Genomic DNA, 23,661 nt, shown 5'->3' with positions numbered 1-23,661 from the left:
GTTGGGAGAATGACATGAGCGATAGGGTCTACAACGTCCTCTTTCTGTGCACGGGCAACTCGGCCCGCTCCATCATCGCCGAAGCCATTCTGAACAGGCTCGGCATGGGCAGGTTCAAGGCTTACTCGGCGGGGTCGCATCCGAAGGGCGAGGTGCATCCGTTTGCCATGCAGCTCCTCAAGGGACTGAACTACGACACATCCTTTGCCCGATCGAAGGCCTGGGATGAGTTTGCCGTTCCCGGTGCGCCGCAACTGGATTTCGTGTTCACCGTTTGCGACAGGGCCGCCGCCGAGGCCTGTCCGGTCTGGCCCGGTCAGCCGATGACCGCGCACTGGGGCGTGCCTGATCCGGCCGCGGCCGAGGGCAGCGAGACCGAGCGGCACTTTTCCTTCGCCGAGACCTACCGGATGCTGAACAACCGCATCTCGATCTTTGTCAGCCTGCCGATGACGAGCCTCGACAAGCTCGCCCTGCAAAGAAGGCTGGACGAGATCGGTCGCGATATTCCGAAGGCTGGCTGAAGCATGGCATTCGATCTCAAACGCCGCCTTGCCGCGGAAGCCCTTGGCACCGCAATTCTTGTCGCGACCGTCGTCGGCTCCGGGATCATGGCCGACCGTCTCTCCGACGACGTGGCGGTCTCGCTGCTCGGCAACACGATGCCGACGGGCGCGATCCTCGTCGTCCTCATCAGCATTCTCGGCCCCATCTCCGGCGCGCACTTCAATCCGGCCGTGACGATGGTGTTTGCGGCAAGGCGCGAGATCGAGGCGACGGCGGCCGTGCTCTACATCCTCGCCCAGGCCGTGGGCGGCATCGCCGGCACGTTGATCGCCCATGCCATGTTCGACCTTCCCCTGTTCCAGGTGTCGGAAACGGTCCGCACGGGAACAGGCCAGTGGATCGCCGAGGCGGTTGCCACCTTCGGACTCGTCCTCACGATCCTCGCGGGCCTGCGCTTCCGCGCCGACGCCATTCCGTGGCTGGTCGGCCTCTATATCACGGCGGCCTACTGGTTCACGGCGTCGACCTCGTTCGCGAACCCCGCCGTCGCCGTCGCCCGCGCATTCTCGAACACATTTTCGGGCATCCGCCCAACGGACGTGCCGGGCTTCATAGTCGCCGAAGTCGTCGGCGCACTCGTCGCCACAGCCGTCGTCGGATGGATGTTCGCCGAACGAAACACGGCAGTGTCTCCCATAACCGTCAAGGAAGCCGAATGACCATGGACGTCACCATTTATCACAACCCCGCATGCGGGACTTCGCGTAACACACTGGCCCTGATCCGCCACGCCGGCATCGAGCCAAAGGTCATCGACTACTTGAAAACGCCGCCGACCCGCGAGGAACTCGCGAAGATGATCCGCGACGCCGGCTTCTCCGTCCGTGAGGCCATCCGGGAGAAGGGAACGCCCTATGCGGAGCTCGGTCTGGACGATCCGGCACTCTCCGATGAGCAGCTCCTGTCGGCAATGCTGGAGCATCCGATCCTCATCAACCGCCCCTTCGTCGTCACTCCGATGGGCACCCGGCTGGCACGGCCGTCCGAGGCCGTTCTCGACATCCTGCCCGCCGAGGCGTTCAAGGGACCGTTCGTCAAGGAAGATGGAGAGAAGGTTCTTGATGAAGAAGGCCGCCGCATTGTCTGATCTTCCTGCCGCCGATCTGCGCCATCTCCTCAAGCCGGACGTCGACGCGCTCCGGCCGCCATTCTCGACCCATCCGCCGCGCATCCTGATCCTCTATGGATCGCTTCGTCAGGTGTCCTATTCGCGGCTCCTTGCCCAGGAGGCCGGACGGTTGCTGGAGCATTTCGGAGCCGAAGTGCGCTTCTTCGACCCTTCCGGCCTGCCGCTTCCGGACGACGCGCCCGCCAGCCATCCGAAGGTCCAGGAACTGCGCGACCTGTCCGAATGGTCGGAGGGCCAGGTCTGGGTGAGCCCGGAACGCCACGGGGCGATCACCGGAATCATGAAGGCGCAGATCGACTGGATACCGCTTTCGATCGGCTCGATACGGCCGACCCAAGGCAAGACCCTCGCCGTTATGCAGGTGTCTGGCGGCTCGCAGTCGTTCAACGCCGTCAACACGCTTCGCCTGCTCGGCCGCTGGATGCGGATGATCACGATTCCGAACCAGTCGTCCGTCGCCAAGGCGTACGAGGAGTTCGACTCAGACGGACGCATGAAGCCGTCGTCCCACTACGACCGCGTCGTTGACGTCTGCGAGGAGTTGGTCAAGTTCACGCTGCTGACCCGCGATGCCTCCGACTATCTTGTCGACCGCTACAGCGAACGCAAGGAAGATGCCGCCAAGTTGGAAAAGCGCGTCTCGCTCAAGTCCATCTGACGGCGATCCTCATGGGGTCGCAGCTGCCGTAGGCGGCTGGTCGCCTCACCCGACCAGCCGTCGTCGCTACCCGCTCACCTCTTGTCCGTGTCATGCTTCCGCATCGCCGCCTCGCCGGCGTCCGACACCTCGACCCATTTCTTGTCGGGCGCGGCATCCGCGATGTAGCTGTCGTGCCAGTTCCACCACTTGTAGGTCGGGGTCTGGGGGTAGCCCTCAGGCGAGTCCTCCCAGACCTCCTGCCGTCCGAGCGGCGTGATGTCGAGGTAGTTCCAGGTTCCCCCCATCTGCTCGTCGCCGCGATTGTTGATGAAATAGGTGCGGAAGATGCGGTCCCCGTCGCGGTAGAACACGTTGGTGCCGTGCCACTCGTCCACGCCGAAATCGGCGTCGAAGCTGTCGGTGATGGTGAACCACGGCATGTCCCAGCCCATTCGCGCCTTCAGCCGCTTGATCTCCTCCTGCGGTGCGCGCGAAACGAAGACGAGCGTCGTGTCGCGGGCATTGAGGTGCGCGAGATGAGCCACCTGGTCGGCCACCATGGAGCAGCCGCGGCAGGCGTGCTCGGGCCAGCCGAACACGCCCGGCTCGTAGAAGGCGCGGTAAACGATCAGCTGGTGCCGGCCGTCGAAGAGGTCAGCGAGACTGACCTTGCCGTCAGGCCCCTCGAACGCATAGTCTTTCGTGACGGCCATCCACGGCATTCGCCGGCGTTCGGCGGCGAGCGCGTCACGGGCGCGGGTCTGAGCTTTCTCCTTGACCAACAGCTTCTGCCGGGCCGCCTCCCACGCCCCGGGCGACACGACCGGCGGGGTGCGCATGGCAGGGTTTCCGGCTTTGCGTGTATTCTCGGCTGGCGTAATCATTGTTTCTGAACCTCCTGATCCGGAGCGATGCGCCGCGCGTCACGGCGGCTCCTCGCCCGTTGTTGTTCGTAGGTTCAGTCTGACCCGGGATCTCGAGGAGTGCGAGTAACAAGTGTGTCGTCATTCCGATGACGCGGAATTGCAACCGCAACGGGCCGCCGGTCGACGAGAGCGCGATTCTTCACTCCGGAATCGATTTAAGGCAGGCGATCACGATAATTTTAGGTTGAATCGACCCAAAAATCATGAACGTGGTCGATCGTAATGAGGTAGAGTGTAACGGGGGCGAACACCGTGCACACTTCTCCTCATTCCGCTTTAGCGCATCCGACGGGCAGAACGGCGCGTACTGACGCCCTGATTAATATATTTAATAGCCAGCGCCTCGCACCAGAACGCATCATCTGGCCATCTGCGGGAATATTCAGCGCCCTGCTAGCGTCATAGCGCTGTCGTGCCAACGGAGGAAGATGAGCTATGCCGATCAGACCGCACATTCCCCTTCCCGATGTCGACATGCTCAGCGCAGTGTTCGAGGAGTTGCTCGAGGATCATCAGATGCTCCGCGCCAGCACCGTGGCAGAGGGTACACTCACGCGCCTGATCTTCAATTATCACCTCGGCATTCGCGATCCGGCGCTCTTGAAAATGCTTACCGTGCCTTTCCTGCGGCAGCGTCTGTCAGGAACTCAGTGACGGGCGGGGAGATCGCCTTTACCCGACCCCGTCCCAATGCAGGATCGACTACAGCGCCGCGCGTCTTATCAGACGCGCAAAGGACGCTGCAGCACCTTGAATTGCTGCATGCTTTTTTCTTAAATCGGCTACGATTTAAGGAAAAATGCAGTAGCGCCCGCCCCATGCTCTGAATGACCGATGCGCCAAAGGTCTACGGTGTTTTTCCCGCGAGCGCCTTCATTTCCCTGATGAGTCGGTCGCGCTCGACGATGTAGAAAGCCAAGTTCATTTCAAACGTGAACAGCAGCTGGCGAGCGATGCTGGTGTCGCTGCCAAGATGCTTTAATTTGACAATGATTTCCCGCTGGATCAGCACATGACGGGCGCCCTCGGCGATGCGCCTTTCCGCTGCATCCAGGCGTCGATTGACGTACATCTGACCTCACCACGGGATCAGGGACATCTCATCGCTCATTGTCGCACAAGTCGCGAGAAACGTCGCGCTGTTCATTGGGACGAACGAGAAAAGCTACCAAGGAGAAGCGGCGCACCTTTCAAACCGACGGCCCTATTGAGGGCCCGCCGCGCGCCCACAAGCGGGGCCCTACGCTTTCCTTGCCGAAGGCCCCCGCTCTAAATCAATACTGAAATCACTATAGGTTTGTGTCGGTGCATGCCGCCGGCACCCTCCCAAAGAGCGGAAGTATCGTCCTCTTTCGCCCCGCGATCCATGGACTTTGGTCCAGCAGGACAAGGGACAAAGGTCCCATATTCGATTTTTGCATGAACTTGTGGGGAGAACCCGCCGGGAGGGCGGCGGGCTCCTGTTGGTGAAAGATGTTGCCCGATGATCGCGCCACAACTTTCGGTATGTTCATGAAAACGGATGGCTACTGCATAGGCAGTAACTCAAAGTACCACAGCGTCCTTCGCGCATCTGGCAAGAGGCGGGACGCTGTAGGTCAGGCCGTCATCTGACGATCTGGACCACGGTACGCGACCTCGGTTCGACGATCACCCGCTGGTCGTTGACCACGGCCACCGAGTATTCCGGAGCGTCCGGAATAGGAGTCAGCGCGACCGTCTCGGGAAGAGGCTGGCCAACGGCGATCCGTTTGCGAATGACGACCGATGGCGGTGCGGGCATCTGTTGGACCTGGGTAATCACTCTTGGCGGCGGCGGTGCCAGAGCGCCGCCAAGTGCGCCTCCGACAACGGCGCCAACGCCAGCACCGACCGGGCCACCGATAATGGCGCCCGTCGCCGCACCGCCGGCGATACCTGCAGCGGTGCCGCGGTTGCCATTGTTGCTATTCTGAGCGATCGCGGGGCCACCCAGGAGGGCAGCTGCCGCAGCGATGAGTATAAGTTTTCTCATTGTTACCTCCTCTGTTGGATGAAAGGTCAACGAGCGTAACGAGAGAACTGTTCCAGCCGCAGGACTTAAGTCCGAGCGGCAAAGCCAAAGGTCCTAGGACGGTTGCGAGCCCTCCGTCTGAAACATATTGTGACGATAGAGCGCCAACGATACCAATAGTCCCCGACACCGCAGTTGGCGCGAAAAGTGGTCCCAGAGCCTACCGCGATTGTCCCTTCTAAACCGCTCTGGGACCTCCTCTTTCTTAGGCAACAGCGCCGTGCGTCCTATCAGGCGCCCAGCAAACCATCGAAAAGCTGCAGCGCTTGTCACAACCGGCCTGAAATTGGTACTTTCGCTGCGTCCACCCTAAAAGAGCGCCCTCTACCCCACAGGAGCGAGAGAGATGCGCGTCTGCGCGAAGCTCGAAGATGCGGCATTGGGTCCTTTCTGGACGCCACCGTTACCGGTCGACCGGGACAAGCTCAGCCCATCGATCCTGCGTGAACTCGATCAGCGCGGCGACCGTCGAAGCTTCAAGGGTTACGTGCTGCAAATCTATGACGTGCCGGACGGCAAACCGTCCGGTGTATTCGAAATCGCTTTCTGTTCGAAAACCGGGGCGGCATGCGCGATTTACGAGTCCGAAGCAGGATGAGCGCGACGCGAAGGGACGCGTCGTCGTGATGACCGAGCCTCATTGGTTTGCCGCCACCAACCCCCGAGACGCGGCTGGCATGTTCTTCCAGTTGCTTGTGGACTCGACCCCCGCAAGCCTGAGCACGGCGCTCGCAACCACAGCGCCGCGTGTCGTATGAGACGCGCAAAGGACGCTGCAGCACTTTGAATTACTGGGTGTCTGTCCGTAAATCCGCTGCGATTCAAGGAAACAGATACTACGTGCGCCGGCATTCATTCGCGCCGCTTGCGAACAGCCAATCCTATCTCCGCGAGCGTTCCGAGCGCGACAGCGAACATGATCCAGTACAGCCCTTCATCGATCGCTTCGCCCAACGATGAAACCGTCGTGAACCGCGACACGAGATCCGGATCCAGATAACCTGTCGATATGACCAGCCCGAGCACGATCTGCCAGAGCCCGGCCACAAGCGCCACGATTGCTACAAGGCGAGCAGCGTATGAAAACACCGTTCCACCTCCTCCCTGTTGTCGCAGAACACCACGACGCTCAGGATACCATACGGTCAATGGCGTCGTGGCGGTGTGTGGCCGCTTTGGACGAAAGTGCTGTCGCTTCCAAGCCGTTCGCCGGCGTCGGGAAGTTCACCTCAAATTGCTCTTCGGAAATAGCACGCGATCAGGCTTTGCATTCATTCGCGCCAACATTTCCTTGATCAAGCGTGTTTTGGTACGCCCCGCTTCCTTCGGCGGCACGAGGTAACGCACGATGGCCTCGAGCCAGGTGTTTTCACTGACGCGAAAATGAACCACGGGATGCTCCCTCACTTCGAGTTCGTCCACCGGCGTTTTCGATAGCATGTGCTTATAGACCTTCACCTTCTGGCTCATGATATCCCCGATCTGCTCTTCCACTACCTCTCTCATGACTAGCGCCACGAATTCCAAATCGCTTTCATAGGCGAGCTGGAACTTGATTTCGTTCCAGACATAGGGAAACAGCGGCCAGGAGTAGTTGAAGACCGGCGTGTCAAACACGGTGGAGTTCGGAAACTTGATGATGCGTCCACTCGGATGGTCGGTCCAAAGATATTCGCCGCCGAATTCCCATAACGTCGTGTCGAGATAGCTGACATCAACGACATCGCCATGGGCATCGCCGATGCGAATGCGGTCACCAACGCGATAAGGCGCCCTGGCCAGAATATAAATCCACGCGATGAAGCTGGCGATCGGCATTTGCAGCGCAAAGCCGAGAATCAATGAAATCAGGCCGAGCGAAACCACCGCCCCGTACCAGTTCACAAATAAAACTGAAATGGCCACGAAGACGATGGCGATGACGACGACCAATCGAAAAATACGTTTCAGGTTGAAACGCGAAACACGATTGGGAATTCGGCCTATCAGAAAGACCTCGATAACGTTCGCCACGGTCAGCAAAACGAAAATGACAAGGGCGCCCCTGACGTAGTTCCGCACGCGCACCTGCAAAGGTGCGTCAAGCCATTCTATGCGCCAACTGAGCAGCACCTGGATGCCAAAAAGCAGCAAGGCGGCGGCAGCGAAGCCAACCATCCACCAGACGTCTGCCTTACGAAAGCTGAAGCGAGATTTTTCCTCGGGCTTGTTCGCCTTCTGCTGCATGGTCTGTGGATCAGCAGTCTGTTGCGCGGCCCGTTCAAGCCGAGAAAGGTTCTCCTGTTCCTTGTCGCGTCGTTCCATGGGTTCTTCACCCCGATATGGCAACCACCCGGGACAGGGCTCCTCGTTGCTCGACGGCGGCATTCCGGTGATACCTCGCCCTATGGCAAAGCTTGATGGACAGTCCGAGGCAACGCCGTCGTTGTTTCGCAGCCCTATGCCGGATCAACATTCGTCCACACGGCCTAAAACAGCGAGTAACCTATTATATTCTACCATGGTCACTTGCCTCCAGGCATTCCTGCCGACGCGCTTGCGGCGGGCCTTGCGAGAACTAATCTCGATCGGGTGCTCCCAACGGAAAAAAGCTCCGATAAGGGCGTGCCTCGTCGACGACCCGTGCCACCGAGGGGCGGGCGAGAAGCCGTGCCCTGTAGGCGGCGAGCGCTGCATGGTGTTCGGGAATCGGATGAACCCAGTCGGCATAGAAAAGCGCCGGTGCGGCGGCACAATCGGCAATCGTGAACCGACCGCAAGCGGCCCATTCCTTCGCTTGCAGGCGTGGCTCCAGCCAGGCGTAGCACCGGTCGAGCAGGGCACGCGCGTCGATTACGCCGCGCGGGTCGCGCTCACCTTCGCTGCGCAGGGCATTTCCGACAATCCGCTGCATCGGCGCATGGATATAGTCGTCGAACACGTCCGTCATCATGCGCGCCTCGAGCGCTTCGCGCGGATCCTCCGGCACCATCGGCGTCCCACTTCCATGGAACAGGTCGAGATATTCGATCACCGCGTTGCTTTGCGTGACTTCCCTGTCCCTATCGACCAACGCGGGAAATTGTCCCGTCGGCGAGAGTTCGCCCATCCGCGCCTGATTCTCCGGATTGGCGGGATCGACCATCCGGAATTCGAAAGTCACGTTCCGCTCGTAGAGCGCGATCAGCGGTTTCCATACGAACGAGGCAAACGGGTGCCCGTAAAGTGCAATCGTCATTGCGCGTCTCCGCCTAGTTGAAGGGTGGTTTCGATCATGTCGAACTGGATTCCGGTCCCGTGGCATCGATCGGCAGTGCCGTCCTTGCCGTCCAGAAACACGATCTGCTCGGTGTAGGAGACGCGGGTTCCCTCCCCTTGCGCTTCGAGTTCCAGACTCGACAAGGTGACGGAATGGAAGCGTCCGGAGTGATGCAGGTCATAGGCATAGACGAGGCGCCGGGCGGGCTCGATCACATGGAAGCGGGCCTCGAAACGCGTTACCAGGCCGCTTTCGTTGAAGCGGCCTTCGAGTACCTCCAGCCCGCCCACGCGAAAATCCATCGACCGGCGCAGCAATGTCCAACGTTCCGCCGGGCCGGTGAACCACTGTGCCTTGAGGTGCGGATCGGACCATGCGCCGAATACCCGGCTGGGCGGGGCCGCCCACACGCGTTTCAGTGTGAACGTACCGTGAAAGAAAGGCACTTCCGTCATCAATGGTCTCCTCCCGCCGCCGGATCCGAAGGTCCGGCTTCACCCTTGAATTCACTGCTTTCGATGAGTTCGCCGAGCCGATCGAACCGGCTCTCCCAGACCTGGCGGCGCTCGTTCAACCAGCTTTCGACACGCCGGACCGCCTCGCTGGAGATCCGGCATTCGCGCGTGCGACCGCGCTTTTCCGTCACCACGAGCCCGCTCGCCTCGAGCACCTGGACGTGCTGATGGATCGCGGCAAGCGAGGTGTTGTAAGGCTTGGCCAACTCGCTCACCGAGGCCGGCCCCCGTGAGAGGCGATCGAGAATCCCCCGGCGCGTCGCATCTGCGAGCGCGTGAAAGGCCCTGTCGAGTTGCTCAGAACGTTCAACCATACACTTAAGTAACGGTGCGCCTGGCAAAAAGTCAAGCTCTCACTTAAGTGTCTGCGGGCGAGGACTATTCTGGCATCTGGAGCACATCCGGGTGCATCAGAGGCGCGTCCTTCAGCCAGATCCGTGCGCCTTCCGGGCCGATGGTCGCCGTCAGGTCGGCGCCGGCCGGCAAACGGCCCCAACTCTGTGGCTTCAGTGTTTCGCCACCGATGGTCAGCCTGCCCGAGAGGACGAGGAACTCCAACCCGCGCGTGTTTGCGACCGTGACGGTTTCGTCGGCCCGCCAGTCTTCGAGCCGGACTTCCTCCCGGCTATCATCGAACAGGATGGTCGCGGCGCTGGCGCCCGGGCGGGGCGTTGTATGTTGGCCCTCGCCGGGCTGGCGAACGATCTGGGTATGATCCCCGTCACGGTACTGCCAGAGCCGCACGAAGATGGTGCAGCCTTCCTTCGCGGCGGGGATATGCGAGGTGCCGGGCGGATTGCGGAAGTAGCAGCCCGCCGGGTAGTCGCCATGCTCATCCTGGAAGACTCCTTCCAGCACGAGGATCTCTTCGCCGCCGCTGTGTATGTGGCGAGGGAAAGCGCTGCCTTGAGCATAGCGCACGATCGAGGTGGCGCGGGCGACCTCGCCGCCGACGCGGAAGAGCATGCGCCGGTCCACACCGGCCGCGGGACTTGGCACCCAGTCCAGCTTCGCGCCATGGACGATGACTGGTTTCGACAGGTCGTCGTTTATGCGCATGACTGATCTCCTTCATAGACATGACTTCCGGAACCTGGCGTCACCGGACTTCATCTTCTGGCAGGGCTGGCTTCTTGAGCGGCATCGTCTCGATTGGGTGCGCCCGCCGGTCAGGACACTGAAGTCGAGGGCCCTCTCGTTCTCGCAAGGCGTGCCGGTGATCGATCCGAGTACGCTGCGCTCGGCCACGACGAGATGACCGGCCGACACAGGCAACGGGTCCTTGTCCGCATCAAGCAGCACCAGCCTGCCGCACGGCGCAAGTCCCGCCATCAGTGACGATACCGCTTCCGCATTGCCGATGGTAGCGACGATGGCCTTTGCTGGCCACAACAGAACTGCTTCCATTTGATCCTGAAGGGCCCTGGATCATTTCAACACCGAGCGTCGCCAGCGACCCGGCGTCTCTCCGACATGCTGCGAAAAGACGCGGCTGAAATGGCCCTGGTCGGAGAACCCGCATTGCTCGGCGATGTCATGGAGGGACAAGGACGAATATCGAAGATGCCCTTGAGCGAGCGCGATGCGCTGTTGCGCGAGCCACTGAAGCGGCGTTGATCCCGTCGTCACCTTGAAAGCACGCGCGAAATGGCTCCTGGAAAGTCCGCATCCTTTCGCCAGTTCCTCAAGGCTGATGCTGCCGCTCACGTTCGCCATCAGCAAGTCCTTGGCACGGCGCTCCTGCCAGGGCGCGAGACCTCCTCGAGGCAGCCGTCCCTGCCCGTCGTGCACGCCATAGCTCAATGACAGATGTGACATCAACGCCATGCCGATGTGGTCGATAAACACTCGGCTGGCCGCCGCGGGCTCCTTGAATACCGGCAACAGGCACTCGCCGAGGCTGTGGACGACCGTATCGTCGAGGGCGGTGCCCCCGGCGGTCCTGAGCTCGCCGGTCGGCCTGAGCCCGTGCTCCTCCTGAAATTTTTGCAGCGCGTGCCGGGAAATGTAGAAGGAAAGACAGTCGGTACATCCAAACGCCAGCGAAGAGTGCTCCTGGTTGAGATCGCGCAAAAGGGATTGCCCAGTCACACGGGCAGACATCTGAGCGGGTCGCCCATCGATCCAATAGTGCCAGGACGGCAATTGATTTCGTTCGGTGCACACGAGGTAGGCATCGCTGGTTTCGAGCCTTACCGGCGTCCCTCCTTCGGCAAATTCTCCAATCAGCCGCGCGGCGGAAAATTCCGGCGCCTGAAAGGTCCCGAACGTCAAGGTTGCCGGCTGCTCCAGGCCTGTGAACTTGCCCAGGCGAGGTGCATAGTCTTTCGCCATCCGTCCGTCCGCTGCTCTGCATGTTGCGACGAAACCCGGCCATCTGAAAATGATGATGGTCGCCCTGCCCTCGGATCGGCTGGTCCCGGAGGCGCTTGTTTTTAAAGCAAAAATTAAAGCCGTGGCAAGACCGCAGGCGTTCCCGATTTCGTTACTGCGGACGCGGCAGCAGCAGCACTGCGCCAATCTACCAAGTGCAAAGTGATCGCGGCGTCGGCGTCAAGCGTGCCACCTCGATCCTTCGCCAACACTGGCCGTCCATTCGTGGATAGACCTCTTCCGTCCATTTGGCGTTCTGTCCTAAGCGCTCTCGGTAGCGGGCCAGGCCAGCCTCGTCCTTATGGCATTCGAACCAAACAAGCACCGTCTCGCCCTCGCGGACGGGGAGTCGCGGAAAGCCATTCGTGCTCCGCTCAGTGACAAGAACAGCATCAACGCGAGCGCCGGCATCCTGCAAAACCGGAAGCGCCTCCTGGATGAAGAGCGCGGCGAATTCGTCCTCCGTTCCGGGGGCCAGAGAGCAGATAGTCGCGATGACGAGGCCTTCAGCTTCTTGCTGCTCCACCTCCTCTTTTCTCGCCCGGTTGTGGGAGAACGGCATCACGCCGCCAACAGGCTTTAGCAGCAACACGTTATCTGAGTTGAGCATCGTCTCGTTGGCAGCCGGCCCATGTTTCTTCCAGATCGCGCTCGAATAAAAGGATTTGAGCGCCTCCGTTCGGGCCTCCATGTCTGCGAAAGAGCGAACCCACACGAAGGCATCCGGATCGTCAAGATCGCGGAACTCGCCTTCGACGCGCATGCCGAGCGCTTCCTGCGGTTCGATAAATTCGTTGTCAAACAGCCCGATCAAGGCTTCCCTCCCGCCTGGACGGAGTCGGTAGCGGCGGAGTTCGAAGACGGTATGCATGGTAGCCCCACAAAAACAGGTCGATTGTCCTGTCTCAATAAGAGGACGATTGACCTGTTTTGTCAACCTGCTACTCTTGATGGAGTTTGCAAGTGGCTACCATGGCAGGAAACAAGAGAACCAATGACCCCCGCGCGGTGCGTCGCAGGATTGTCGACGCGGCCTATGATGCCTTCGTTGCTCAGGGCTACCTCGCTACGGGCATGCTGGAACTGCGGGAAAAGGCTTCAGTATCTGGTGGGGCCATGGCGCATCATTTTCCGGCAAAGCGCGAACTCGGATTGGCAGTTATCCGCGATCGGGTGGCCGAAGCCGTCCGGCAGACATGGATCGAGCCGCTTCAAACCTGTGCGGACGCGCCAGCGGCCATCGATCTCATCTTCGAAAACATCATCGGCGAACTGACGCTAAAGGGCTCGGTTTCCGGCTGCCCCCTCAATAATATGGCGATGGAGATTTCCCCGCACGATGAAGAGATGCGCGAGGCGCTGAGCGGTGTTTTCGCCGGCTGGCAGGAGGCGCTGTCGGCAAAGTTTCAGGAGGATGTCGAGTCAAAACGGGTTACCGGCATAGATCCTCGCAGCCTGGCGACACTGGTGATCGCCACCTACTCCGGTGCCATGGCGATTGCAAAAGCCAGCCAAGAGGTACGACCGTTGGTCGACTGCCGGCAGGAGCTCGCGGAACTCTTCGCATCGAAGTATCTCTCGGTTGGGTATTGAGCGGCAGCGCGCGCTCGCTACTGCGCCGCATCCACCCAGATCGTCGCCATGGGGATTTTGCACATGATCAACTGTGCTCTGGTCTGCTGGTCGGCGTCGGTTCCAAGATCGTCTTGCGGACCCGCCCGATGGTCGCCCGCATAGTGTGCCAGTTTCCGGAGCGGCGATGATTACCATTGCCCTGCTTTTGCTGATCGAGCAGGTTCAAAAAAATCTGAAGTCCAATCCCCTACCCCCGCCCGATATCGTCTCGGATCGTTTCGATCGCCAGCCATGACGGCACGGTCCGATTGCCCGACGGTGTCGCCGAGTGGCCGCTTGGACCAGGCAGTCGTCAAGGCAAACACGGCGTGGTAGATCAACGCTATACAACCAAGCTTTGTATTCATGCAACTTCATTAAGAGGAGCAGCCATGATCATTGTCTTGAACGGCTACCCTGGCGTGGGGAAGCTGACGATCGGTCAGGAACTCATATCAAAGATCTCGGGCCGGCTGCTGGACATCCATAGTGTTTACAATGTCGCTTTCGCGCTGACGGAATTCAAATCGCCGGATTTCATCGAAACCGTCGAAAAGATCGAAGCGGTCGCGCATAACCTGATTCTGAAACTTCCGGCCGAAATCCCCGTCGTACTAACGACGGTTCTTGCCGGAAGCAGCGATTGGGGCGACGCAGAGTGGCAGCGGATTGTGCGCCTTGGCCGCGAGCGGGCACCGTTCTTCGTCGTGCATCTGCACTGCGATCTTGAAGAGAACATTCGCCGTATCGAGGCAGGCGCGCGGGCCGCGATGCGGAAACCGCGCGATGCTGAAATGGCGAGGAGAAACCACATACAGGGCAAAATCCTCGCAGGTATAGATGAGACGAACTTGCTAAAGCTCGATGTGACGCGTTTGACCCCGTCAGATGCGGCGGCAAAAATTGCAGAGTGGATCCAGAGAGCCGAGGTTTGAGGCTCAACTTGGAAAGCTTACTGCATGTCTCCTTAAATCCTAGCCGATTTAAGGACAAAAACATCAGCAATTCAAAGTGCTACAGCGACCTTTGCGCGTCTGATAAGACGCGCGGCGCTGTAGTCCGCTCTGAGCTCGATCGAGCTTCACGACGTTGCGGTGGCCGTGCGCTTGGCGGACGACGCCACCGCGACGAAGGCGGCCATGCCGACTGCACCAAGGCAGGCGTTGGCCATCAAGGCGACGTCGCTTCCGAAACGCTCCATCAACACGGAGAAAACGAACGGTGCCATTGCGCCCGCAGCCAGCCGTGCGGCGGCCATGCGGTCCGTTATCGCTCCGTAGCAGAGTGGCAGGGAGCCCTGCGCTACGCTGTTGATACCGGACCCAAGGCCAAGGAAGATCGCGAAAGCCACCGCCCCGGGCAGCCAGGTTCCGGACAGGCCGAGGATAAGAACGCCGGCAACGATGAGCGCGGCGGACAGCGTCGCGAGTACAGGCGGCGCCAGGTTTTTGCCGAATGCCATGTTGATCAGCCTGCTCAGGACCTGCGAGGGCCCGAACAGCGAGCCGATCACGACCGCTGCCGTCCCGAAACCGATCGCTCCCAGCATCGGAACCATGTGGGTCAGCATCGCCGAAAGCGTGAACCCCTGCAGGGCAAAAGCCAGTGACACAAGGAGCATGCCGCGCCGCCTGACCTCGACCGGAAGCGCACCGACAACCGCGTGGCCGTCCTTGCCGGTGAATTTGGCCGCTTCGGACCTCCTGCTCCGCATGATCCAATGATGAAGCGGAAGGCAGACGATCAGATTCAACACCGCGTAGGCGATGTAGATTTCCCGCCAGGAGAAATGCTCGTGAAGGCTCGCGGAGATCGGCCAGAAGATTGTCGAGGCGAAGCCCCCGATCGATGTGAGATAGGTGATACTGCGTGACGCCGCCATTGGGCGGCTTTCGACGAGCGCGGCGAAAGCCGCCTGGTATTGCACCATGCCGGATGCAACTTCCAGGAGGACGATGGAGAGTGCAAACACCGCTATCGAGGGGGACCAGGCGCACAGCAGGAGGGCGAGCGCCGAGACGGCCGAGCCAATGGTCATGATCATCGCCGCGCCCAACCGATCCATCAATCCCCCGACGAATGGAGCCGAAAGCCCGCCCGCAAACAGCGAGGCGGAAAAGATGCCGAACACCTGCTCGACGCTCAGGCCGAGGTCGCGTGCCATCCCCGGCGCCAGGATGCTGAAGCTGTAATAGAGCGTGCCGTAGCCGATGATCTGCGTGAGGCCGAGCGCGGCGACGATGGCCGCGGGGATGCCGGGCTTCATGTCAGACATTCTCGCCTTCGGCCGACGCGGAAGACACCGCGCAGCAACCATCGTCGGCGCCGGTCAATGGCGCACGCACGCTGGGGTGCCCGACGCAGCAATCCTCCATCAGGAACTTCAGCAGTTCGGCAAGCGCGTCGTAGCTGGCGCTGTAGACGATCGAGCGGGATTCGCGCCTCTGGGCAATCAGTCCGGCCCGCTCCAGCTCCTTCAGGTGGAAGGAGACGTTCGACGGCGAGACGCCCATCGTCTCCGCGATCGCGCCGGCGGCCATGCCGCCTGGACCCGCCACCACGAGTGTCCTGACGATCCCCAACCGGGTCTCCTGAGACAGTGCCGCGAATGACATCAGGGCTTGACGTTCTTCCATATTTCAAGAATCCTAAAACTATTGAAACGAGGAATAACCGAAATGACACTGATCGACAATAGCCAGCATGCGCAAAGCGACATCACACTCGGATCGCTGCTCGAGCGGCTGAAGGAAACTGCGGCCAAGCCGCTCGTCTTCGAATATGACGGAAAGATCGTCCGCCCCGGATACCACGTCACGGAAGTGAAGGCTGGCCAGTTCTCCGCCCTCGATTGCGGCGCGAACCCCGAGGCATGGACGGAAATCTTCGTCCAGTTATGGGACGTCGACGGCGGCGAACGCACGCACATGCCAGCCGGGAAGTTCTCGGCCATCATCAGGAAAGTCTCCGAACACGTCGCCCTCGACGGATCGGCCAAATTGACGTTCGAGGTCAGTGATGGCGTGAGGCCGATGCAGCTTTACTGCGCCGACGAGCCCGTCGAGCGGGACGAAGCCCTTTTGGTTCGCCTTTCGCCCCGACCCGCGAGCTGCAAACCTCGCGACCGATGGCTCGCCGAGCAGGCCACAGCCTCACAATCGAGCTGCTGCGGCCCCTCGAACACGTCGAGGTGTTGCGCATAGCGGCCGAGGCTGAGGGGTGGCGCGGCAACCGCGCCTCCACGTCCACGTTGCATCCGCGGAATTCCCTCCCTATACTCCGCCATGGAGAAGACCTTCGTATCAGCGCGGGAGGATCGGCCCGGGAAAGACTGGCTTTCCCGCTTCACAGCCGGTCGGGCCGGTGTGGAGAGCTGGTATTTCGGCCGGGCCGTCACGTCACGCCCCGCCGCGCCTACTGTCAGCGAATGTCGCGCAGCGCTTGCGCAGCACATGCCCGAGCTCCTCCCGCACTACGAGCATGTCTGCGCTCTCGTTGGCGACGACGAGCTCGCGCACCGGATGCTCAGCCACTATCGCCCCGCGCCGGAAGGCTACGGCTGCAGCCAGGCGGTCTGGCTCGGAAAAGAAGGCCCGGCGCTCATCCGCAACTTCGACTATCCGCCCGATATCGTTTCGGATCGCTTCGAGCTCACCGCGTGGTCGGGTCTCAAGGTGATCGCGAAGGCGCAGCGCCCCTGGGGAGGCTGCGTCGACGGAATGAACGAGGAAGGGCTGGTCGCGAGCGTAACGCTTGGTGGCGGCCGCCTCCAGGGCCGCGGCTTTTCGATCATTCTCATGGTCCGCTACGTGCTCGAAACCTGCCGTCGCGTCAGTGAGGCCGTAGAGACTCTTTGCCGTATCCCGGTGGCGCTTGCGCAGAACGTGACACTGCTCGATCGATCGGGCACATACGCGACCCTCTTCCTCGGCCCCGGCCAGCGGCCGGTCATCACCCGCCTCAAGGCATGCGCCAACCATCAGCGCTCCGAACGGGCCCCGCCAAATTCGCTGGCGCGGCAGCGCGCGCTCCTGCAGGCGCTGGACGAACCTTCGATGTCGCTCGAAGGCCTGACCGACCGCTTCCTACAGCCGCCGGTCCATGCGCGAAACCCGCGCTTCCCGACCCTCTACACCGCCGTCTACCGGCCCGAGGACGGCCGGGTGGATTATGTCTGGCCCGGAAAGCGCTGGCCCCTGCGGTTCGCGGATTTTGAAGCAGGCGAGTACACCCATCACTATGGAGACTGAAAGGTGAGACATGCACGGCGCCGACGCACCCTGGCTTTGCGCCAACGCCGGACTCACCGTCACTCCCATACCCATCCTCGGGCTTGACCCTCGAGGATGACGGACGACGTCGGCGGCGGAACGCTGAACCATGCCGCCCCACTGCGCCAAGTTTCACCCGCAGCAGATGACACATGGCCCGGTCGGTTGCCGGGCCATGTGGTTTGCAGTTGCCGGGCTTCAGGCCCAGTAGTTATATTCGAGCTGGACGGCGACAGTGGAGCCGTTCGCGACCTGCTGGCTGAACGTACCATTGAACGCGATCGTTCCGTCGGTGAAATCGGCGTCGCTGAGGACCACCGTCTTGGAATACGGGTTCAGCGTTTCTGTTGTGCTGCTGTTCGACTCGGTGCCGACAATGCTGAACGAGCCACTGTCGACCGTGCCCCCGAGGCTCTCTCTTACGCTGTTCAGATCGGCATCCCCGCTCACGGTGACGATGCCATCGAAACCGTCCACATCCACCGTGAAAGAGCCCGAAAACGACCGTTCGGTGATATCGCCGCCGATTTTCTGGAAGGTGAAGGACTCGGTACCGGTGTAGATGTCCGCAGAACCGGCTATTTCGATGGTCAATGCATTGGTGGTCGTGCCGCCCTGGCCATCCTCGATGGTGTAATTGACGACCACCGTGAGCGTCTCGCCGAGCTTCAGATCGATTGCCCCTCCGGGCTGGAGATCCGGGTGCGACGTATCGACCGTTACGATGTTGTCGACGACAGTGATGTAGGCGGGAGGTGTCGTGGACCCCGCATCGCCGTCAACCGAAAAACTCAGGCTGCCGGCGACGACGGAAAGCGTATCGCCATCCGGATCGGAAGCGGTTGCAAGGAGGTCGATCGGAGACGCAGCAACGTCTTCGGTCAGTTCCTTCAGGATCGGTTCGGCACTCGGAGGCTGGTTGTCGCTGGACCAGCCGGCATCGTAGTCGGCCGGCTCCTGCGTATCCGTGTAGAACTCCCGGGTATGATAGATCGTGTCGAGCTTCTTGCCGCTCGCCTGCACCGTCGACCAGGTTTCGGTGTCGATACCGGTGAGGATCGCGGTCAGGTCGATCTCAACGCCGTTGACCAGCATCGTCGGTGCCGGATCCGTGATGCTGGCGCCGTCGACAGGGCCGAGCTTGCTCTGGGCGGCTGCGAAAAGGTCCGAAAGCGTGAAATCCCCGGCGATGACCGCAGCCTTTACGGCAAGCGCGTCATCAACCGAAAGGCCGCCCTGATTGGCCAGGAAGCCGATGTAGTCGGCGACGGTTACATCTTGCAGCGCTTCCGTGAGCGCGTCGGTGTAGCTCGACGAGAGCTGCCCCTGCGCGGACTGGCTGAGACTGGAGTCATACGACCCGTCCGTCATGAAGCTTGTCGTGAAGAAACTCATTCTACTTGCCCCCTAACCCCCGTTGCTGGTGCATCGATCGATGCAACCTGTTTGAATGCGTTGAAAAAATTCAGTTACCTTTCCCATCCCCTTGAGCGCCCCGCGTTCTTTAAGATTTGGGAAATTCGTCGCGACGAAATCGCGTTCTCGAAGAGGGTGGGAAACCGGCCGATGTCGGCCGGTTTCCCCTCGCTGAAGCCGGAGCCCCTCATCGGGCGAAAACTACTCATACGCCTCGCCCTCCCCGACCAGCGCTTCTCAAATGGCTGGCCCGGCAAACATCTTGAAAACTTATTTTGATTCCCCCGAGCCGCGCTCACGCCGAGCATCAGCTACTGCAGTAGAATCCCCTATCCCCTTCTACCTCTTACCATATTCCATAGTTCAGGAAACGAATATTTCTGAGTAGTACTGTAACCCGAAAGAAGTATATTAAGCCGTCTCGCATTTCAGCCATTTGAAGGTCAGACAATCTATATCGAAGTGCTTTCCGCTTGTCGTTAGCCCTGCGTCCGGGAAATTATCACCGCGTACATTCTCGTTCTGTGGCGGCAGGAAATGACGCGCGCTAGTCGGCCGCGCAGCACCAGCAACAGGTTACGTTACATTTACCGGCAGATTTTTGCTCTGCTGTAGCCCAGAACTCCCTCATTCCTGTGCTCCTCACAGCTGCCAGCCACGGCGCGCCCGCGTCGTGAATGGCGAGGTTTCAGCGCTTCGGCCAGGCGCTACCAATTGCCGGGATCTGCGGTGTGATCGACGCTGGCGAACTCGTCCGCCTTTTCCCGCTCCAGCGTCAGACTGGTGGTGATCCTTGTCTCATCCGTGACCGAATAATTGAGCGGCGCCGGCTCTTTGGTCAGCTGTTGATACATGAGCAAGGCGGCCTCCTCGGCCGTGTCTGCCTCGAACTTTTCTGTGACGGTGACTGTGAACTGGTGCATAGCCCTGACCTCGTCTGTGCTGATTTCGACGCCTCGCGCTTAGATATAGAGCCAGAAATGGACGCCCTCCGGTCAAGGCGACACTCTAGCATCAGACGGCGAGAACGTCTCGAAGCGGCCCAACTCGCCCACATCAGCATGACGCCCCTTGGGTACCCCGCCGATCATCGCTCTCACAGACAGCGCCCGAAGTGGGCGGTTGGAACAATCGGCATAGTGCTCGATTACAGCTCACAAGTCTTCCAACGACGCAGGTGTGCGATGTCCAAAAACCCCACAAAGCCGTCGCCGGCAGCCATCGAGCCGCGCAAGGGAACTCCAAGTCCGAGACTCGCGGAGACCGAATTTCGCCGCCGCTTCCTCAGCCGGTTTCAGGATCCGGCATTCGATAGCCTTCGATCCGAACTGGACAAGATCGCTTCGGCGGCATGGGACGCCTATGAGCATCAGCGAAAATCGCCGCGCACCCGCAAGGCTGGTGCTGCGTTCAGCGATGCGGAATACGAGCTGTCCGTGGATTGGCTTGCGGCGCGCGATGCGGTTCATGCCGCGCAAGAGCGTTATATGGACGCCGATGGTCCGGCGCGCATCCTGTTGATTTCCGGGTCGTCCCGTAGCGAACACACCTGTCCCGGCGAAATGTCGAAATCCTACCGACTGATGAAGATCGCGCAGGAGACGATGGACCAGGCGGCTGGGGTGAAGACGACCGTGCTGGAGTTGCATCGTCTCGCTTCGGAATACGGACGAACGATCCACCCCTGCAAGGCATGCTTCTCCACTTCTCCCGCGCTCTGTCACTGGCCGTGCTCCTGCTATCCGAACTATTCGCTCGGGCAGGTCGACGACTGGATGAACGAGATCTATCCGATGTGGGTCGAGGCACACGGCATCCTGATCGTGACGCCGGTGAACTGGTATCACGTCTCCTCGCCGGTAAAACTGATGATGGACCGGTTGGTTTGCGCCGACGGCGGCAACCCCGATCCGACCCTGACGAAGGGCAAGGATGCGAAGCTCGCCAAGGCGATCGAGCTCGAAGGCTGGAACTATCCTCGACATCTGGCCGGGCGACTTTTTTCCGTAATCGTGCATGGCGACGTGGAGGGTGTCGAGAACGTTCGGCGCAGCCTGTCGGATTGGCTTTGCTACATGCACCTCGAACCGGCCGGCCCTTTGGCGGAACTGGATCGCTACATCGGCTACTGGAAACCCTACGCATCGAGCCACGAGGAGCTCGATGCCGACGAGGCTGTGCAGGAAGAGGTCCGCAACGCCGCCCGGACATTGGTCGAAGCGGTCGCGGCCAAGCGGTCGGGAAAGCTGGCTTCGGCCGGAGGAGAGCTTTCGCAACCTCGACAGAAATAAGCGGAGCGGGTTCGCGTCCATTTGGTCGGAGCCTCGGTGCAGGCGACATCACGCTCCAGCCACGACGCCCTACTGCATGTCGCCTTTGATCGTAACCGATTAAAGGACAAGAACATGCAGCAATTCAAAGTGCTACAGCGCCCTTTGCGCGTCTAAAAAGACGCGCGGCGCTGTAGCGCTGTGAACTCGCTTTTCAGGAGAACGCGAAGCCTTGTCATCAAGCGGGCAGGAGGCCCCTTGCCGTGCCGTCAGTCCGTGAACTCGACGACGACCCCCGGCTTGACCATCCCCGCCAGTTCCTCGGCGTCCCAGTTTGCCAGCCGCACGCATCCGTGTGAGCCCACCTTGTCGACGAGCGAGGGTTCCGGCGTGCCGTGAATCCCATAGGTTGGCTTGGTCAGATCGATCCAGACGCTGCCCACCGGGCCGTTGGGACCGCCGGGCAGTGTCAGGCGCTTGGTGTTATCGCCCTGCTTGAAGTTGATTTTCGGGTTGTAGACGTAGACGGGCTGTCGAGCGACCCCTTTCACCTTGTGCGTTCCGGAAGGCGAAGGTGTCTCTTCGCTGCCGATCGTGGCAGGATAGGCGGCAATCAGCGAGCCGTCGTCCGCGAACGCCGCGACCTGGCCCGCTCGCCTGCGCGCCTCGATCCGCTTGACCTTGCCCTTGCCCGACTTCGAGGCGCCGGGCATTGCAACCGACACCCTGTCCCCGACGGCGAACGCCGAGCCCGGATTGAGCGCCTTCAAGAGGTCGATGTCCATGTGGAATCGCTCCGACAGCCTCTCCGCCACGCTCGTATATCCGAGGTGCTTCATCTCGGCCTGCTTGGCGTAGTCTGCGGGAATGCGCTCGACGAGTTCCTCGGCATCCTCCTTGGTAACGACGTAGGGCTCGATGACCGGCTTTTCGTCGGGAAGCCGGCCAATAACTTCGGGGTCCGGCTTTCCATCCACGGGAAGGCGTTGCATGGCTTCGAACCCGGCGATCGCCTTAGTGACATTCTCGCCATAGTAGCCGTCGATCACTCCGGGAGACGAACCCGCGCGGTCCAAAAGAACCTGGAGATGGACGATGGCCGGATCCGGTCGCGGCGAGGCCTTGGACGGTCGTTCGGGCGGGATCGAGGCGAGCGCAGCCTTGTTGATGGCTTCCGGCTTAAGCTCCCCGGCATCGACGGAGCCGCAGAGGCCCAATGTCAGCGATGCTGCTAGAAAAGCTATGTTCTTCATGAAGACCACAAATCCGCAGCGGCCGAACTTGTTCCGCCAGATGGTTGCAGTCCTGGAAGCGGGAACGTCGGGCGGCCCTACCGCATACTCGGCCGCCGGGAGTTCGCGCGTCGTAGCAGCTCCTCACCGTCCCGGCTGCACTCCCCTCTGCCCGGCCGGGCAGAGGGGAGTATCGACACTCGCGTCCCCGATTTCGCCATTGCAAGCTGATCGGATCACGCTCTAAACAGACGTGAGCTCCGCCGGGCAGCTTTCCCGATCAGAGGCGATCGGTCGACGCTGTAGACGGACCCGAAGCAAGGACGAATGGACATGTCCGAAACCCGCCGCAAGCTGACGACGATCTTCTCGGCCGACGTCCAGGATTATTCGCGCCTGATGGGGGCGGACGAGGAAGGCACGCTCGCGACCCTGAAGCGCTACCGCGATGCCATGGCGCGGCTGATCGAGGTGCATGGCGGCCGGGTCGTCAACACCTGGGGCGACGGGCTAATCGCCGAATTCCCGAGCGTGGTCGAGGCGGTGCGCGCCGCGGTCGATGTGCAGAACGAGCTCGCCGGTCTTAACGCCGATCGGCCGAGCGAGACGCAGATGCGCTTTCGCATCGGCATCAATCTCGGCGACGTGATCGCCGAGGGCGACGACCTCTACGGCGACGGCGTCAATATCGCCGCCCGCCTGCAGGCCACGGCATCCGCCGGCGGCATCGTCATCTCCAACACCGTCTACGACCAGGTGCGCAACAAGGTCGCTGTCAGCTTCGACTTCCTCGGCCAGCTCGAGGTGAAGAACATCGAGGGCGGCGTCGCGAGCTACGCGGTCAGGATCGGCAACCGGGAGGATGGTGGACGGGACGGGCAACCCACTTCCGACGCAGCACGGTCACGGGCGCCCACCGGGACAAGCACAGCGTCTCAAGGCTCGGGACCAGCGGCACCCGCCGGCACCTGGGGCCGACGATCCGGTGCCGGAGCCGCCCGGCCGCAAGCGCCTTCCGAGACCTCTCCCGCAGCGCCCCGCGCCCGCAAGTTCGCGGTCTTCGCCATTCTCGCCGCCGCGGTCGTCGCGATAAACCTCCTCACCTGGGACGGCGTGCTCTGGGCCGTCTGGCCGTTGCTCGGCTTTGCGATCGTCTACGCCCTGCTCTGGCTGCGCCGGAGAACGGATATCGACCGCGTCTTCGGCCTGCTTGCTCTCGCCGCCCTCATCGTCATCGCCGTCAACCTCCTCACCTTCGACGGAACTTTCTGGGCCGTCTGGCCGCTCCTCGGCCTATCGATCGCCGCCGCGCTCCGCTGGGTCCTGCGCCGGGGCTGAGCTGCGGTCCAATCGGAGACCGGGCAGCCGAGACGATTTTGGTTCTCGTGTCGAGACCGGGCGAACTGTTGAGAGGGCG

29 protein-coding genes are annotated in these 23,661 nt (G+C 61.2%); 12 read left to right on the top strand and 17 right to left on the bottom strand.

What is annotated here, in order from left to right:
• The first annotated feature begins 14 nt into the window (after nucleotides 1–14).
• From GHK62_RS30825 to arsH, 4 genes are read left to right on the top strand one after another with little or no spacing between them, the layout of a single operon-like run.
• The gene (locus GHK62_RS30825; protein WP_153442775.1) at nucleotides 15–524 is read left to right on the top strand and encodes an arsenate reductase ArsC; all 510 of its coding nucleotides are present in this window, start codon (nucleotides 15–17) and stop codon (nucleotides 522–524) included.
• A 3-nt stretch (nucleotides 525–527) separates the two neighbouring features.
• Nucleotides 528–1,226: an aquaporin gene (locus GHK62_RS30820; RefSeq protein WP_153442773.1), complete on the top strand. Its 699-nt coding sequence runs from the start codon at nucleotides 528–530 to the stop codon at nucleotides 1,224–1,226.
• The gene (gene arsC / locus GHK62_RS30815; RefSeq protein ID WP_167528410.1) at nucleotides 1,223–1,654 is read left to right on the top strand and encodes an arsenate reductase (glutaredoxin); all 432 of its coding nucleotides are present in this window, start codon (nucleotides 1,223–1,225) and stop codon (nucleotides 1,652–1,654) included. Before GHK62_RS30820 ends, arsC begins: the two co-directional genes overlap by 4 nt.
• A complete protein-coding gene (gene arsH / locus GHK62_RS30810) occupies nucleotides 1,629–2,354 on the top strand; it encodes an arsenical resistance protein ArsH (RefSeq protein WP_167528409.1) in 726 nt (241 codons plus the stop codon). Before arsC ends, arsH begins: the two co-directional genes overlap by 26 nt.
• A 74-nt stretch (nucleotides 2,355–2,428) precedes the next feature.
• Here arsH and GHK62_RS30805 read toward each other — a convergent pair whose 3' ends face one another.
• Nucleotides 2,429–3,220, bottom strand: coding sequence for a DUF899 domain-containing protein (locus GHK62_RS30805; RefSeq protein WP_167528408.1), 792 nt, complete (start codon nucleotides 3,218–3,220; stop codon nucleotides 2,429–2,431).
• Between the two features lie 477 nt (nucleotides 3,221–3,697).
• On the opposite strand from GHK62_RS30805, the gene GHK62_RS30800 reads away from it, so the two are divergent.
• Nucleotides 3,698–3,916: a hypothetical protein gene (locus GHK62_RS30800; protein ID WP_153442769.1), complete on the top strand. Its 219-nt coding sequence runs from the start codon at nucleotides 3,698–3,700 to the stop codon at nucleotides 3,914–3,916.
• A gap of 193 nt (nucleotides 3,917–4,109) precedes the next feature.
• On the opposite strand, the gene GHK62_RS30795 is transcribed toward GHK62_RS30800, so the two are convergent.
• The gene (locus GHK62_RS30795) at nucleotides 4,110–4,334 is read right to left on the bottom strand and encodes a hypothetical protein (protein WP_153442767.1); all 225 of its coding nucleotides are present in this window, start codon (nucleotides 4,332–4,334) and stop codon (nucleotides 4,110–4,112) included.
• 534 nt (nucleotides 4,335–4,868) lie between these two features.
• Nucleotides 4,869–5,276, bottom strand: coding sequence for a DUF1236 domain-containing protein (locus GHK62_RS30790; RefSeq protein WP_153442765.1), 408 nt, complete (start codon nucleotides 5,274–5,276; stop codon nucleotides 4,869–4,871).
• A 385-nt stretch (nucleotides 5,277–5,661) separates the two neighbouring features.
• Here GHK62_RS30790 and GHK62_RS30785 point away from each other — a divergent pair, with 385 nt between their 5' ends.
• Nucleotides 5,662–5,913 carry a hypothetical protein gene (locus tag GHK62_RS30785; protein WP_153442763.1) on the top strand — a complete coding sequence of 84 codons (252 nt, stop codon included), beginning with the start codon at nucleotides 5,662–5,664 and terminating at the stop codon, nucleotides 5,911–5,913.
• Nucleotides 5,914–6,167: 254 nt separating this feature from the next.
• Here the strand turns inward: GHK62_RS30785 and GHK62_RS30780 are convergent, their stop codons facing one another.
• The 9 genes from GHK62_RS30780 to GHK62_RS30740 all read right to left on the bottom strand — a co-directional run bounded on the left by GHK62_RS30780 (nucleotide 6,168) and on the right by GHK62_RS30740 (nucleotide 12,378).
• Entirely contained in the window at nucleotides 6,168–6,404 is a 237-nt protein-coding gene (locus tag GHK62_RS30780; protein WP_153442761.1) for a hypothetical protein, read from the bottom strand.
• Nucleotides 6,405–6,539: 135 nt separating this feature from the next.
• Nucleotides 6,540–7,619 (bottom strand): mechanosensitive ion channel family protein, encoded by a 1,080-nt coding sequence (locus tag GHK62_RS30775; RefSeq protein WP_153442759.1) that lies wholly within the window; start codon nucleotides 7,617–7,619, stop codon nucleotides 6,540–6,542.
• A gap of 253 nt (nucleotides 7,620–7,872) precedes the next feature.
• Nucleotides 7,873–8,532 (bottom strand): glutathione S-transferase family protein, encoded by a 660-nt coding sequence (locus GHK62_RS30770; protein WP_153442757.1) that lies wholly within the window; start codon nucleotides 8,530–8,532, stop codon nucleotides 7,873–7,875.
• The gene (locus tag GHK62_RS30765) at nucleotides 8,529–9,008 is read right to left on the bottom strand and encodes an SRPBCC family protein (RefSeq protein WP_153442755.1); all 480 of its coding nucleotides are present in this window, start codon (nucleotides 9,006–9,008) and stop codon (nucleotides 8,529–8,531) included. Before GHK62_RS30765 ends, GHK62_RS30770 begins: the two co-directional genes overlap by 4 nt.
• Entirely contained in the window at nucleotides 9,008–9,382 is a 375-nt protein-coding gene (locus tag GHK62_RS30760; RefSeq protein WP_153442753.1) for an ArsR/SmtB family transcription factor, read from the bottom strand. The genes GHK62_RS30765 and GHK62_RS30760 overlap by 1 nt, the downstream gene beginning before the upstream one ends.
• Before the next feature lie 64 nt (nucleotides 9,383–9,446).
• Nucleotides 9,447–10,127 (bottom strand): cupin domain-containing protein, encoded by a 681-nt coding sequence (locus GHK62_RS30755; protein WP_153442751.1) that lies wholly within the window; start codon nucleotides 10,125–10,127, stop codon nucleotides 9,447–9,449.
• Nucleotides 10,128–10,139: 12 nt separating this feature from the next.
• Nucleotides 10,140–10,460 carry an MDR/zinc-dependent alcohol dehydrogenase-like family protein gene (locus GHK62_RS30750; protein WP_153442749.1) on the bottom strand — a complete coding sequence of 107 codons (321 nt, stop codon included), beginning with the start codon at nucleotides 10,458–10,460 and terminating at the stop codon, nucleotides 10,140–10,142.
• Between the two features lie 36 nt (nucleotides 10,461–10,496).
• A complete protein-coding gene (locus tag GHK62_RS30745; RefSeq protein WP_153442747.1) occupies nucleotides 10,497–11,402 on the bottom strand; it encodes a helix-turn-helix domain-containing protein in 906 nt (301 codons plus the stop codon).
• 187 nt (nucleotides 11,403–11,589) lie between these two features.
• Nucleotides 11,590–12,378: an NIPSNAP family protein gene (locus GHK62_RS30740; RefSeq protein WP_234887117.1), complete on the bottom strand. Its 789-nt coding sequence runs from the start codon at nucleotides 12,376–12,378 to the stop codon at nucleotides 11,590–11,592.
• A gap of 35 nt (nucleotides 12,379–12,413) precedes the next feature.
• Here GHK62_RS30740 and GHK62_RS30735 point away from each other — a divergent pair, with 35 nt between their 5' ends.
• Both GHK62_RS30735 and GHK62_RS30730 read left to right on the top strand, forming a co-directional pair.
• Nucleotides 12,414–13,034: a TetR/AcrR family transcriptional regulator gene (locus GHK62_RS30735; protein ID WP_153442745.1), complete on the top strand. Its 621-nt coding sequence runs from the start codon at nucleotides 12,414–12,416 to the stop codon at nucleotides 13,032–13,034.
• A gap of 290 nt (nucleotides 13,035–13,324) precedes the next feature.
• Nucleotides 13,325–13,990, top strand: a complete 666-nt coding sequence (locus GHK62_RS30730) for an AAA family ATPase (protein WP_234887116.1) — start codon at nucleotides 13,325–13,327, stop codon at nucleotides 13,988–13,990.
• A 146-nt stretch (nucleotides 13,991–14,136) separates the two neighbouring features.
• Here GHK62_RS30730 and arsK read toward each other — a convergent pair whose 3' ends face one another.
• Both arsK and GHK62_RS30720 read right to left on the bottom strand, forming a co-directional pair.
• Entirely contained in the window at nucleotides 14,137–15,321 is a 1,185-nt protein-coding gene (gene arsK, locus GHK62_RS30725) for an arsenite efflux MFS transporter ArsK (RefSeq protein WP_153442834.1), read from the bottom strand.
• A gap of 1 nt (nucleotide 15,322) precedes the next feature.
• On the bottom strand, nucleotides 15,323–15,691 hold the full coding sequence (locus GHK62_RS30720; RefSeq protein ID WP_153442743.1) for an ArsR/SmtB family transcription factor: 369 nt from the start codon (nucleotides 15,689–15,691) through the stop codon (nucleotides 15,323–15,325).
• A gap of 42 nt (nucleotides 15,692–15,733) precedes the next feature.
• On the opposite strand from GHK62_RS30720, the gene GHK62_RS30715 reads away from it, so the two are divergent.
• Complete coding sequence (locus GHK62_RS30715) at nucleotides 15,734–16,258, top strand: DUF6428 family protein (RefSeq protein WP_153442741.1); 525 nt, start codon at nucleotides 15,734–15,736, stop codon at nucleotides 16,256–16,258.
• Between the two features lie 81 nt (nucleotides 16,259–16,339).
• Nucleotides 16,340–17,305, top strand: a complete 966-nt coding sequence (locus GHK62_RS30710) for a C45 family autoproteolytic acyltransferase/hydrolase (RefSeq protein WP_153442739.1) — start codon at nucleotides 16,340–16,342, stop codon at nucleotides 17,303–17,305.
• Nucleotides 17,306–17,524: 219 nt separating this feature from the next.
• On the opposite strand, the gene GHK62_RS30705 is transcribed toward GHK62_RS30710, so the two are convergent.
• The gene (locus GHK62_RS30705) at nucleotides 17,525–18,721 is read right to left on the bottom strand and encodes a hypothetical protein (RefSeq protein WP_153442738.1); all 1,197 of its coding nucleotides are present in this window, start codon (nucleotides 18,719–18,721) and stop codon (nucleotides 17,525–17,527) included.
• Between the two features lie 728 nt (nucleotides 18,722–19,449).
• A complete protein-coding gene (locus tag GHK62_RS30700; RefSeq protein ID WP_153442736.1) occupies nucleotides 19,450–19,665 on the bottom strand; it encodes a hypothetical protein in 216 nt (71 codons plus the stop codon).
• 261 nt (nucleotides 19,666–19,926) lie between these two features.
• On the opposite strand from GHK62_RS30700, the gene GHK62_RS30695 reads away from it, so the two are divergent.
• Entirely contained in the window at nucleotides 19,927–21,033 is a 1,107-nt protein-coding gene (locus GHK62_RS30695; protein WP_153442734.1) for a flavodoxin family protein, read from the top strand.
• Nucleotides 21,034–21,281: 248 nt separating this feature from the next.
• On the opposite strand, the gene GHK62_RS30690 is transcribed toward GHK62_RS30695, so the two are convergent.
• A complete protein-coding gene (locus GHK62_RS30690) occupies nucleotides 21,282–22,265 on the bottom strand; it encodes a L,D-transpeptidase family protein (protein WP_153442733.1) in 984 nt (327 codons plus the stop codon).
• Nucleotides 22,266–22,577: 312 nt separating this feature from the next.
• On the opposite strand from GHK62_RS30690, the gene GHK62_RS30685 reads away from it, so the two are divergent.
• The gene (locus tag GHK62_RS30685) at nucleotides 22,578–23,582 is read left to right on the top strand and encodes an adenylate/guanylate cyclase domain-containing protein (protein ID WP_153442731.1); all 1,005 of its coding nucleotides are present in this window, start codon (nucleotides 22,578–22,580) and stop codon (nucleotides 23,580–23,582) included.
• Nucleotides 23,583–23,661 lie beyond the last annotated feature (79 nt).

The sequence above is a fragment of the Sinorhizobium terangae genome, from assembly GCF_009601505.1.
GTDB classification, from domain to species: Bacteria; Pseudomonadota; Alphaproteobacteria; order Rhizobiales; family Rhizobiaceae; genus Sinorhizobium; species Sinorhizobium terangae.
Note: the sequence above shows the minus strand (reverse complement) of the source record. Positions and strands in the feature narration are given on the sequence as shown.